The following is a 12,841-nucleotide window of genomic DNA, read 5'->3' as shown; positions in this document are numbered from 1 at the left end:
CAGGATAAGATAGGCAGTTGATGAGTTTCATATTTTGTTGAGCCCTTTACACATGTTGCAGCCACTTCAAAACCGGATCTGTTTAGAGTATGCTTTTATAAAAATTTCTGTTATATAGACTAAATAGGTAAGATCATTCAATTAAGTATACATTTCAGGATCTGAATTGCTGTTAAAATGGATTTATAAAACCTGTTCTTTTAGTTTTAAACATCTTCTGCCAGATACTTTACTCAGGTTTAGGTTCTTAAAAAATTGTATTCAATAATAGAACTCCTTATAACAAAAAATGAAATTTTATAATTTTATAACTTGTTGATTTTTAAATTATTACATTTTGTAATTTTTTAAATTATGCACAAATTAGTTAATTATATTAACTTTTATGGTCTTTTTTTAACATTTTTTAACAATAGCTTTTAAACTCCCTATCCATAGGAGATTACAGGGTTACTTAAGATATGTTTTGGTTTTTATTAACGTTTTTTAACATATTGAATAGGGACTTAATGAGATTCCTGATACTTTTGCCCTGTCAAAACCAATAAAAGTTCAAAATGATGAAAAGATTCATTCTCGTAATCATAATGATGATTTCAACCCTAGGTATTTACTCTTTTACAGCGAATGCCTTAGATGCGAAAAAAACAAGTTATGCATCGTACTACCACGATAAATTTAACGGTAGAAAAACCGCCAGCGGAGAAATCTTTGATAACTCAAAGTTTACTGCAGCAAACAGAACGCTTCCATTTGGAACAAACGTTAAGGTAACGAACCTTAAAAATGGTAAAGAAGTAATAGTGAGAATTAATGACAGAGGACCTTACCATTCATCAAGATCTTTAGATATGTCTAAAGCAGCGTTCGATGAAATCGGAAATATCAGTCATGGTACAATTCCGGTGGAATATGAAATTGTCGATTAAATTTATGATTTAAATTAAAAAAGCCAGCTGATTCAGCTGGCTTTTTGCTTAGGGATATACCTTATATATTATTATACGTCTAATTCCAACAGGGCAGGACAATGGTCAGAATGTACAGCTTCTTTTAAAATAACAGCCCTGCTGAGCTTATCCTTTAAGCTGTAAGACGTGAAATTATAATCGAGTCTCCATCCTTTGTTTTTAGCCCTGGAATTTTGCCGGTAGCTCCACCATGTATAATTATCAGGATCACTGTTGAAGAATCTGAAGCTGTCGATCAGTTCACATTCATTAATGAAATCGGTCATCCACTCCCTTTCCATAGGAAGAAATCCCGAAACATTCTTTAAGCGGACAGGATCATGAATATCAATAGCCTCGTGACAGATATTGAAGTCTCCCGATATGATGAGGTTTGGAATTTCCTTTTTTAAACTTTTGATATACTCCAGAAAATCATGACAGAACTGCATTTTAAAGTCCAGCCTTTCAATATTGGATGCAGACGGAACATAAACAGATATTGCTGAATATCCGTCAAAATCGGCACGGATGATCCTGCCCTCATTATCATAGCTTTCAATACCACAGCCATATTCCACATGATTGGGCTTTACTTTTGAGGCAATTCCGACCCCGCTGTAGCCTTTTCTTACTGCTGAATGCCAATAGCTGTGATATCCTAATTTTTCAAGGCTTTCGATATCTATCTGATCGTTTCCGGCCTTGCTCTCCTGAATACAGATAATATCCGGATCGGCAGTCTTCAGCCAGCCCAGAAAATCCTTGGTAAATGCGGCTCGGATTCCGTTGACATTGTAGGTGATTAATTTCATTAGTCTTTTATAAAGAATTTAAAGTTTTCGTTGTATTTCGATGGAATGAATTCGGTGATCTCATAATCGGCGATGTGATGAATATAAAACGGATCTTCACTGATAATCTGCTCAAGCTCATTTTTAGACCCTGCATTTGCTATAATAATTCCTCCGGTTCTGGGCTCTTTTCTCCCTGAGGCAATAAACTTTCCTTCCTCGTAATGTTTCTGAAGAAAAATAGTATGTTGGGGAATATGCCGTTCCACATTTTCAAGAGAAGTCTTATAGGTAAGTGAAATAATAAACATAATGTATTTTTTACGAAGATATAAACTCTTACAGACTATAAAAAAGAAGCGGAAAAAATCAATTGATTTTTTCCGCTTAGACCCCAAATTACATAAACTATGAAAAAACTACTTGGGTTCTAAAATACTGATAGGAATGATACATTCTTCCAGTGAAATTCCTCCATGTTGGTAGGTTTCTTTATAGTAATTTACAAAATGATTGTAGTTCTTAGGATAGGCCAGAAATATATTGTTTTTGGCAAAAATATATTTAGAACTTAAATTCCCTTTGGGAAGGAACAGTTTTTCAGGATTGGTAATAGCCCATACATCACTGTCATCATATGTTAAACTTTTACCTGTTTTGTATCGGATGTTAGTAGAGGTTTCCCGGTCACCTACCACTTTGCTTGGCTTTTTAACGTATACCGTTCCATGATCTGTTGTGATCACCAGTTTGTATCCGCTTTCAGCAGCAGCTTTAATGATCTTCAATAATGAGGAATTTTCAAACCAGTTGAGGGTCAGTGAGCGGAAAGTCTTATCATCGCGGATGAGCTGATCTACAATATGGTTATCGGTCTTGGCGTGAGAAAGAATATCAATAAAGTTATATACAATGACCAACAGATCATTGTTTTTATGCTGATTGAAATCATCATAGATCTTTCTTTCAAAATCAGCGTTCAGCACTTTCAGGTATTTCATAGATTTTGATCCCAGACCAATTCTCTTCATCTGGTCTTCCAGAAAGTCACGTTCAAATTCATTCTTGTTTCCTTCCTCATTATCATTGAACCATTTATCAGGGAAACGTTTCTCGATCTCAGACGGCATTAAACCGGCGAAAAAGGAATTCCTTGCATATTGGGTAGCAGTAGGAAGGATACTGTAGTAATAATCTTCCGATATCTTATTGTAATATTTTGTAAATAATGGTTCGATAACTTTCCACTGATCATAACGTAGGTTGTCAACCATTAATAGAAGAACTTTCTCCTTTTCAACTTCAGGCTTTACCTTTTCTTTGAAAAGCGTGTGGCTCATCATAGGCTTATCTGAGTCGGTAAGCCAGTCTTCGTAATTTTTTTCAATAAACTTGGCAAACTGAATATTGGCTTCTTCTTTCTGCGACTGTAAAAGATCGGCAAATTCATTATCCGCAACCTTATCAAACTTGATTTCCCAGCTAAGGATCTTTTTATAGTATTCAGCCCAATCCTGATAGGTTCTCAGGTAAGACAGTTCCATAGAAAGGTTTCTGAACTCCTGTTGGTATTGCAGGATCGTTTTCTGTTCCACCAGATTATCCTGCTGAAGGTTTTTCTTTAGAGAAAGCAATATCTGATTAGGATTTACAGGCTTAAGAATGTAATCGGCGATCTGGGAACCGATGGCCTCTTCCATAATATGCTCCTCCTCACTTTTGGTGACCATGACAATTTTGAGAGCATTGTCCTTTTCCTTGATCATAGGAATTGCTTCCAGCCCGGAGATACCCGGCATATTTTCATCAATTAGCGTTAAAGCAAACTTCTCTGAGTCCATTAGTTCCAAAGCCTCATTCACATTATTGACAGGGGTTACCTGGTAACCCTTCTTTTCCAAAAACACGATATGAGGTTTAAGTAAATCTATTTCATCATCGATCCATAATATCTTTTCTGACATAATTTATTTTTTACATGGTTATTGTATCAAAATGTTGACCAAATCCTTCTAAAATCTCACAAAATCGAAAGATTAAAAGTTAAATATTAGTTAAATGGAAATACCCTTCGGTAGATCCGTTTCCTGTAGCATTCAGTTATTGTTTTTTATATACTTCAATGCCCTTTCCAGAACTTCATCTTTTCCTTCTCTGATTCCTTCTACAGTGGGCTTTACAAGGATGTCAGGAACGATCCCGATTCGCTGTGTTTCTCTGCCGTCAGGATAATAAGCGCCGAGCCCGCTAAAACGGGTGTCGAGATCTGCAATCTTAAAAGCAATGACATTTCCATTGGCTCCGGAAGTATTACTGCCGATAATCTTGGCTTTCGGATGCTGTTTGAACATCATTGCGGTGGTCTCTGCCTGGCTCTGTGTACTTTCATTTACTAAAACGATGACATTGCCTTTATAGTATTCCGGGTTTTTCTTTCCAATACTGTTTATGCGTCCATAAAATTTGCCGGGATAATTGGTTTCCGGATAAGTAAACAGATAATAGGGGGTAGATTCCGGCAATAAAAGTATGCTTAAAGGATGAATGGTCTGTTTGGGATAATTCCTGAGATCAAAAATAATAGACTGAGTGGACTTTAAATCTCTGTACATTTCGTTCAGATCCTCTTTTTCTATAATTTCCATATTGACATAGCCGGTTTTCTTTTCAGGATCAATAAATTTCCATTTTTCAGGAGTGGTGCTTTTTTCACGGATAATATCTTTTGCAAAATAGGTTTTTGCAGTTACGGTTACATTTTGCCCGTTCCTTTCAACCCTTACAGTAAGAGAATCCTTATGGCTTAAAAGGAAATTATTTCTCACTTTGTATATTTTCCCCCAGGAATTGGATGCAGGAATATATTTTCCGAAATTATTGACCATTTGCGGAATGGTTTTTCCTTCAATGTCATAAATAACATCTCCAATGTCCAGCGGACTTTTCTCATTGAAACGGTTGGAATTTACCTTTGTAACGACCAGCTTTCCTTCTGCATAGGAATATTCTACAGGAACTTTTCTGCCTCCATAAAGATTACGGCTGATGTGTCTTGAATAAAGATAAGCATGTGAGTCATCGGTTTTTGCAACCAGTTCAGCCAGGGCCAGATGGTAACTTTCATCACTGTCCACCATAAGGATTTTCTGAAGCATTTCTGGAAGAACATCGTTCCAGTTCTGATCTGTTTCATACTTATAAGGAAAAAAGTATTCTATATAATTCCAATATCTGAATAGTTCCAGGAGTCCGGTAGCTTTAGATGTAAATTTGGAGCCATATGACTTTTCATTCCGGAAATATATTTTTCTGTTGCCTATGCCGAAATAATAATGGCTTCCGGTATTTCTGTTGTTTTCAATATGGCGAAGCTTTTGTGAAGTATCTTTACTGAATACATCAGAATTGTCAATCCAGCTAAGGTCAAAGTTTTTTAAGAAATACGTTTTATTTTCTTTTTTTGAACATTCTTTACAGGTTTCAATTTTTCCCAGACTTTCGATCCATCCGGAATATAAAGTATTTAAAGCGGCCTTATTATCAATATTTTCAAGTTCATCAATTTTCCGGAGCAGCTGTCCGTCCCAATCCATATTTCCCTTTGCTACATTGGGATGATAGTATTTAAGAAACCCCCAAACCCGGCAAAGGGATTCAAGCTTTTGTGTGTCAGATAAGATCTGGGCTGGAAAACTTAAACTTAAAAAGAATACAATGAAAAGAGAGTGCTTTCTCAAAGGCTATCGTGTTTCTTTCAAAGATAAATTTTTAAAATAACAGCCGCAATGGTTTTTGAAGAATATTAAAAAGAGGAGAATACTTGAAATTACCGAGATTTAATAATTACCATTAAATCCAGGAGTAATCCTGGATAAAGCAATTATTGACCACAGTCCGTAATTTCCCTCTCCCGGCTTTCAGCCTTCTCTGTTGTTTAATAATAATTTAATAAAAACCTCAAATTTAAAATCCCTAACTTTGTTTACTAATATTGACGTTTCAATGCAGAATAAGCTAAAAATCATCAACGATCCCGTTCACGGATTTATCAGGATTCCACACGAAATTTTATTTGATATCATTGAGCATCCCTATTTCCAGAGATTAAGAAGAATAGGGCAGACCGGGCTTTTGAACCTGATCTTTCCGGGAGCTACCCATACGAGATTTCATCATGCCTTAGGAGCTATGCACCTGATGTTTACAGCTTTGGAAACTTTGAAGCAGAAAGGGGTGAAAATTTCTGAAGAAGAAGAAAAAGGGGCGATGTTGGCGATTTTGATGCATGATATTGGTCATGGTCCGTTTTCCCATGCACTGGAAAGTATGCTGATGGATGACTGGCATCATGAAAAGCTTTCCCTGTTGCTGATGAATAAACTGAATGAGGAATTTGACGGACAATTATCCATGGCTATAGAAATGTTCCAGGGAAGGTATCACAGAAAATTTTTCAATCAGCTGATTTCATCACAATTGGATGTTGACAGACTGGATTATCTGAAGAGAGACAGCTTCTTTACAGGAGTATCAGAAGGGAATATTAATACACAAAGGATTATTTCCATGATGAATGTATGTGAAGAAGGAGAACTGGTCATTGATGCCAAAGGAATTTATTCCATTGAAAATTTCCTGACGGCGAGAATGTTCATGTACTGGCAGGTTTATTACCACAAAACATCCGCTTTGGCTGAATTTCTTCTGGTAAAGATCCTGGAAAGGGCCAAATATCTGATTTCTCAGGGAACAGAGCTTCCTGCGACAGATAACCTGAAATATTTTTTGTACCGTGGGAAAAGTGCTGCTACAGACGAAGATGTGGAAAGATTTACCCGGCTTGATGATAATGATGTGATCCAGGCGATGAAAGAATGGCAAAATTCGGAAGATTTTGTTCTGTCATATTGGTGTCAATCTGTAATTCAGCGAAATCTGCCTAAAACGATCATTTCATCACATCCTTTTGAAAAAGAAATAATTGATGAAAAAGTGAAAAATACCAATGAATTTTTCAGAATTGATAATGGTCAGGAACTCGTATGTGAGATAAAAAGAAACCTTTTACCTTACGATACAGAAAAACAACCGATTTATTTATTGCAGAAAAACGGTAAAAGAATGAAGCTTCATGAGTCGGAAGATCAACTTTTATCAGGGCTAATGGTGAATAAGACAACACGTTATATCCTTATGTTTCCGAGAGATATCTCCACACTGGACTCTTAAATAATCTTAAAATTTACGATCTGAAATCAAAAAATGTTTGCAAATTATAGAATTTCTTATCTTTGCAGAATATGGAATTTACAGCTTCGCAAATTGCAAGTTTTATTGACGGAAAAATAATAGGTGACGAGAATGCGCTTATTACAGGGGTTTCTCCAATTGAAAATGGAGAATCAGGACATCTTTCTTTTATAGCACAAGATCGGTTTTCTCATTTTTTAGATACCTCAAAATGCTCTGTTATCATCGTTTCGGAAAAACTTTTGGACAGAAATAATTATATCCCTACCTTAATCGTTGTAAAAGATGCCTATCTTTCTTTCCAGGTACTGATGAATTTGTACCAGGAAATGAGAGGAAGAAAAGAAGGTATTGAAGATGGCTCTTCCATCCATGATACAGCTGTAATAGGTGATGGGGCCTATATCGGAGCATTTACCTATGTTTCTGAAAAAGCTAAAATCGGTGAGGGATCACAGATCTATCCGCATGTGTATATAGGAAAAGGCGTAAAAATCGGTAAAAACTGTAAAATAGACAGTGGTGCCAGGATTTACGATTACTGTATCATTGGGGATAATTGTGTGATTCACTCCAATACCGTAATAGGAGGCGACGGCTTTGGGTTTCAGCCGACAGCTGAGGGATTCAAAAAGATTCCACAGCTTGGAAACGTTATTATTGAAGATGATGTTGAAATCGGTTCAAACTGTAGTATCGACAGAGCTACGATAGGCTCTACGATCATTGGAAAAGGAACAAAGATCGATAACCTGATTCAGATCGCCCACAATGTGAAAATCGGTCAGAACAATGTCATTGCGGCACAGGCCGGAATTGCAGGGTCTACCACCATTGGTGACTGGAACCAGATAGGAGGTCAGGTAGGAGTGGTTGGACATATTAAGATCGGAAACCAGGTGAAAATTCAGGCTCAGAGTGGTGTGAATTCAAGCGTCAACGATAAAGAAACATTATACGGTTCACCAGCCATCAGCTACAATGACTATTTGAGAAGCTATGTTCATTTCAGAAATTTCACTGAAATAGTAAACAGAATAAATAATCTTGAGAATAACTCAAAAGATAATACTAATGAGTGATATGCAAAAAACGCTTCAGGAAGAGGTAACTCTTTCTGGAATTGGACTTCACACAGGTAAAGAAGTAAAACTTACCATTAAACCTGCTAAAGAAAACACAGGCTTTGTATTTGTAAGAACGGACTTGGAGGGACATCCTCAGGTAGAAGCAGATGTAAATTATGTTGTAGCGACAGAGAGAGGAACGACATTAGAAAAATTAGGGGTAAAAATTACCACTTGCGAACATCTTTTAGCAGCCCTGGTAGGTTGTGATATCGATAATGCGGTTTTAGAAATGGACGCTTCCGAGCCGCCTATTTTGGACGGATCTTCAAAATACTTTGTTGAAGCGATTGAAAGCGTTGGTGTCGTAGATCAGAATATTGCCAGAGAATATTTGGTAGTGAAAGAAGTTCTTACCTACAGCGATCCCGCTACCGGTTCGGAAATCACGATTATCCCTTCAGATACTTACGAAGTAACAACGATGGTAGATTTCGGGACCAAAGTTTTAGGTACTCAAAATGCCACTCTTAAAAATATTTCAGAATTTAAAGATGAGATCTCTTCTGCAAGAACATTTAGCTTTTTGCACGAATTGGAAATGCTTTTGGACCACGGATTGATCAAAGGAGGTGATATCTCCAATGCCATCGTGTACGTAGACAAAGATCTTACTCCTGAAACAACAGAAAAACTAAAGAAAGCCTTCGGTAAAGACAATGTGTCTATCAGACCAAACGGTATTCTTGATAATCTTAACCTAAACTATCCTAACGAAGCTGCAAGACACAAATTACTTGATGTAGTCGGTGATTTAGCTTTAGCAGGAGTGAAAATAAAAGGTAAAGTGATTGCCAACAAACCCGGACATTATGTAAACACTCAGTTTGCAAAAAAGCTGAACCGTCAGTGGAAGCTGCAGAAAAAGAAAAATGTTCCGGATTTTGACCTGACCAGAGAGCCGGTATTCGATATCAACGGAATCATGAAGCTTATGCCTCACAGACCACCGTTCTTACTGATTGATAAAGTTCTTGAACTTTCAGACTCTCATGTAGTAGGGTTGAAAAACGTTACTATGAATGAACCGTTCTTCGTTGGACATTTCCCTAAAGAGCCTGTGATGCCTGGAGTTCTTCAGGTAGAAGCTCTTGCGCAGACCGGAGGTATCCTGGTATTGGCAAGTGTTCCGGATCCTGAAAACTATTCTACTTATTTTATTAAAATTGATAAAGTAAAGTTCAAGAGAAAAGTAGTTCCGGGAGATACTATTATTTTCAAAATTGAATTGATAGAGCCGATCAGAAGAGGTATCGTTCACATGCAGGGGTATGGATATGTAGGAGATGCAGTGGCAGTAGAAGCAGAGCTGATGGCTCAAGTTGCAAAAAATAAAGTTGATTAAATGATTCATCAATTAGCAGCCGTAGATAAACGTGCGAAAATCAGCAAAAATGTAATTGTAGAACCTTTTACTACAATTGCAGGGGACGTAGAAATCGGAGAAGGAACATGGATCGGTCCAAACGTTACCATCATGGATGGTGCAAGAATAGGTAAAAACTGTAGGATTTTTCCTGGAACTGTAATATCTGCAATCCCTCAGGATCTGAAATTTGACGGTGAAGATACTCAGGTGATCATTGGTGATGATACTACAATCAGAGAATGTGTTACTGTAAACAGAGGAACAAAAGCTCTTGGATATACTAAAATAGGAGCAAACTGCCTTATTATGGCTACTTCACATATTGCACATGACTGTGTGATCGGAGATCATGTGATCATTGTAAACGGGTGTGGTATTGCAGGCCATGTTGAGATTGGAGACTATACTGTAATGGGAGGCTTATCGGCTGTTCACCAATTTGGTAAGATCGGGAAGCATGTAATGATTTCCGGAGGAACTTTGGTAAGAAAAGATATTCCGCCTTACGTAAAAGTAGCAAGAGAACCGATGTCTTATGCAGGGATCAATTCCGTAGGATTGAGAAGAAGAGGATTTACCAATGAAAAAATCTTTGAAATCCAGAAAATCTACAGAGCGATCTTCCAGATGAAAATGAATGTTTCCCAGGCAATCTCTCATATTGAAAAGGAAATGCTTCCAACAGCCGAGAGAGATGAAATCCTTCAATTTATCCAAAATTCACCGAGAGGTATTGTAAAAGGATACGGAACAGGTAAAGACAGCAACTAATAAAACGAAGCTAAAAAGCAAATTGCCGATAGCCTAAAAGATTAAGTAAAAAAAGATAATATATATTAATGGCAACAAGTAACGATATCAGAAAAGGTCTTTGCATCGAGTATAGCAATGATATTTTTAAAGTAATCGAGTTTCTTCACGTGAAACCAGGGAAAGGACCTGCTTTCGTAAGAACAAAACTAAAATCAGTAACCAACGGTAAAGTAATTGATAATACTTTCTCTGCAGGACACAAAATTGATGAAGTAAAAGTAATCACAAGAAAGTTCCAGTATCTTTATGATGATGAGAACGGATTTCACTTTATGAATAATGATGACTTCTCTCAGTTATACATCAATAAAGAAATGATCGAGAACGCTCAGTTTATGAAAGCGGGTGAAGAAGTAACGATCATTTTGAAAGAAGCTGATGAAACTCCTCTTTCCGCTGAACTTCCACAATCGGTATATCTGGATGTGATCGAAGCTGATCCGGGAGTAAAAGGAAATACAGCAACCAACGCTCTTAAGAACGCTATCGTTGAAACAGGAGCAAGAGTAATGGTTCCTTTGTTTATCGAGCCGGGAGACAGAATTAAAGTAAGCACTGAAGACGGCAGCTACTTAGAAAGAGTGAAATAATAAGTAAAATTTACATGAATTCGGTTTGCATCAGCAGTCCGAATTTTGTTTTATAAGAAAATCTATTGTTATGAGATTCCATTCTCCGCAAAAGCTTAAAACGATTGCAGATCTGATAGGCTCAAAATTCATCGGTCCGGAAGACTTTGAAATATTGGGAACCAATGAAATTCACATGGTAAAACCGGGGGATATCGTTTTCGTTAATCACCCGAAATATTATGACAAGGCATTAAACTCTGCCGCTACCATTATTTTGATTGATAAAGAAGTTGACTGCCCTGAAGGCAAGGCCCTTTTGGTATCTGATGACCCTTTCAGAGATTTTAATAAGATCAATACTCACTTTACAAGAATTTACAACTTCACCGAAGAGCTTCATGATGTCGAAATTGGGGAGGGAACAAAAATTCATTCATCCGCAGTAATCGGAAACAATGTAAAAATTGGAAAAAACACTTTAATTTTCCCGAATGTAGTGATTGGTGACAGAACCGTTATCGGAGATAATGTTATCATCCAGTCCAATACCGTATTGGGAGGAGATGCTTTTTATTACAGAAAATTAAATGGAAACTTTGACCGTTTAATCTCGGTGGGAAATGTTGTGATCGAAAATAATGTGGAGATCGGAAATGGCTGTACCATTGATAGAGGGGTTACAGATTCTACAGTCATTGGTGAAGGTTCAGTTCTGGATAATCAGATTCAGGTGGGGCATGATACTGTCATTGGGAAAAAATGTCTGATCGCTTCTCAGGTAGGAATTGCCGGATGCTGTATAATAGGGGATGAAGTTACCTTATGGGGACAGGTGGGTATCGCTTCAGGAAATAAAATCGAGAGTGGATCCGTAATTTTAGGAAAAACGGGAGTGAACAGAGACTTGGAAAAAGGAACCTATATAGGAATGTTTGCGGAAGATTTCAAAACTTATCTGAAAAAAGAAGTAAAACTGAGAAATCTCAAATAAACAATTCCAAAGGTTTTATCCAAAATCAAAGAAATTTGAGTAAATTTGTGAGCATTAATAAAATAATAAATAAATTAAAACAACAATAAAATGTCAATTTTAGTAAACAAAGATTCTAAAGTAATTGTACAAGGATTTACAGGGAACGAAGGTACTTTCCATGCTAGCCAGATGATTGAATACGGAACCAATGTAGTAGGTGGTGTTACTCCAGGAAAAGGAGGAAGCGAGCACTTGGGAAAGCCGGTATTCAACACAGTAGCTGATGCTGTTGAAAAAGCAGGAGCAAACGTAAGTATCATTTTCGTACCACCGGCATTCGCTGCAGATGCTATCATGGAAGCTGCTGAAGCAGGGATCAAAGTAATTGTATGTATTACTGAAGGTATTCCTGTAGCTGATATGGTAAAAGTGAAATCTTATATCGCTGACAGAGACTGTAGATTAATCGGTCCGAACTGCCCTGGAATCATTACTTCTGAAGAAGCTAAAATTGGTATTATGCCAGGTTTCGTTTTCAAAAAAGGGAAAGTAGGTATCGTTTCAAAATCAGGTACCCTTACTTACGAAGCTGCTGACCAGGTAGTAAGAGCAGGTTACGGTATTTCTACAGCAATCGGTATTGGTGGTGACCCGATCATCGGAACAACAACAAGAGAAGCTTTAGAATTATTCATCAACGATCCTGAAACGGAAGCGGTTGTAATGATCGGTGAAATCGGTGGAGGATTAGAAGCTGAAGCTGCCAGATGGTATAAAGCAAGCGGATCTACTAAGCCTGTTGTAGGATTTATCGCCGGGCAGACAGCTCCAAAAGGAAGAACAATGGGACACGCTGGTGCTATCGTAGGAGGTGCAGAAGATACAGCTCAGGCCAAAATGGAGATCATGAAAGAAAACGGTATCAACGTAGTAGATTCTCCGGCTGATATCGGTGCTACTGTAGCAAAAGTTCTAGGATAATATAAAACCAAA

12 protein-coding genes are annotated in these 12,841 nt (G+C 37.3%); 8 read left to right on the top strand and 4 right to left on the bottom strand.

All coding sequences use genetic code 11. From position 1 onward, the window contains the following. Positions 1-557 precede the first annotated feature (557 nt). A complete protein-coding gene (locus AC4IF5_RS12135; RefSeq protein WP_490734842.1) occupies positions 558-929 on the top strand; it encodes a septal ring lytic transglycosylase RlpA family protein in 372 nt (123 codons plus the stop codon). 71 nt (positions 930-1,000) lie between these two features. Here AC4IF5_RS12135 and AC4IF5_RS12130 read toward each other — a convergent pair whose 3' ends face one another. The 4 genes from AC4IF5_RS12130 to AC4IF5_RS12115 all read right to left on the bottom strand — a co-directional run bounded on the left by AC4IF5_RS12130 (position 1,001) and on the right by AC4IF5_RS12115 (position 5,481). Then, on the bottom strand, positions 1,001-1,765 hold the full coding sequence (locus AC4IF5_RS12130) for an exodeoxyribonuclease III (RefSeq protein WP_490734840.1): 765 nt from the start codon (positions 1,763-1,765) through the stop codon (positions 1,001-1,003). After that, positions 1,765-2,055: a YciI family protein gene (locus tag AC4IF5_RS12125; protein ID WP_490734838.1), complete on the bottom strand. Its 291-nt coding sequence runs from the start codon at positions 2,053-2,055 to the stop codon at positions 1,765-1,767. Before AC4IF5_RS12125 ends, AC4IF5_RS12130 begins: the two co-directional genes overlap by 1 nt. Positions 2,056-2,163: 108 nt before the next feature. Next, a complete protein-coding gene (porX, locus tag AC4IF5_RS12120) occupies positions 2,164-3,708 on the bottom strand; it encodes a T9SS response regulator signal transducer PorX (RefSeq protein ID WP_490734836.1) in 1,545 nt (514 codons plus the stop codon). Between the two features lie 132 nt (positions 3,709-3,840). Beyond that, positions 3,841-5,481: a S41 family peptidase gene (locus tag AC4IF5_RS12115; RefSeq protein WP_490734834.1), complete on the bottom strand. Its 1,641-nt coding sequence runs from the start codon at positions 5,479-5,481 to the stop codon at positions 3,841-3,843. A gap of 265 nt (positions 5,482-5,746) precedes the next feature. Between AC4IF5_RS12115 and AC4IF5_RS12110 the strand changes: the two genes are divergently transcribed. From AC4IF5_RS12110 to sucD, 7 genes are all read left to right on the top strand, one after another. Continuing rightward, complete coding sequence (locus AC4IF5_RS12110; RefSeq protein ID WP_490735068.1) at positions 5,747-6,973, top strand: HD domain-containing protein; 1,227 nt, start codon at positions 5,747-5,749, stop codon at positions 6,971-6,973. 71 nt (positions 6,974-7,044) lie between these two features. After that, positions 7,045-8,076 carry a UDP-3-O-(3-hydroxymyristoyl)glucosamine N-acyltransferase gene (lpxD, locus tag AC4IF5_RS12105; RefSeq protein WP_490734832.1) on the top strand — a complete coding sequence of 344 codons (1,032 nt, stop codon included), beginning with the start codon at positions 7,045-7,047 and terminating at the stop codon, positions 8,074-8,076. After that, positions 8,069-9,466 carry a bifunctional UDP-3-O-[3-hydroxymyristoyl] N-acetylglucosamine deacetylase/3-hydroxyacyl-ACP dehydratase gene (locus AC4IF5_RS12100; protein WP_490734831.1) on the top strand — a complete coding sequence of 466 codons (1,398 nt, stop codon included), beginning with the start codon at positions 8,069-8,071 and terminating at the stop codon, positions 9,464-9,466. Before lpxD ends, AC4IF5_RS12100 begins: the two co-directional genes overlap by 8 nt. Further along, entirely contained in the window at positions 9,467-10,261 is a 795-nt protein-coding gene (lpxA, locus tag AC4IF5_RS12095; protein WP_488837498.1) for an acyl-ACP--UDP-N-acetylglucosamine O-acyltransferase, read from the top strand. A gap of 68 nt (positions 10,262-10,329) precedes the next feature. After that, positions 10,330-10,893: an elongation factor P gene (efp, locus tag AC4IF5_RS12090; RefSeq protein WP_047378738.1), complete on the top strand. Its 564-nt coding sequence runs from the start codon at positions 10,330-10,332 to the stop codon at positions 10,891-10,893. Positions 10,894-10,963: 70 nt separating this feature from the next. Further along, a complete protein-coding gene (locus AC4IF5_RS12085) occupies positions 10,964-11,866 on the top strand; it encodes a UDP-3-O-(3-hydroxymyristoyl)glucosamine N-acyltransferase (protein WP_490734828.1) in 903 nt (300 codons plus the stop codon). A 90-nt stretch (positions 11,867-11,956) separates the two neighbouring features. Further along, on the top strand, positions 11,957-12,829 hold the full coding sequence (sucD, locus tag AC4IF5_RS12080; RefSeq protein WP_490734826.1) for a succinate--CoA ligase subunit alpha: 873 nt from the start codon (positions 11,957-11,959) through the stop codon (positions 12,827-12,829). Positions 12,830-12,841 lie beyond the last annotated feature (12 nt).

This window comes from Chryseobacterium sp. UF-290, assembly GCF_058245615.1.
The sequence above is the reverse complement of the archived record's forward strand: the minus strand, read 5'-3'. Positions and strand labels throughout refer to the sequence as shown.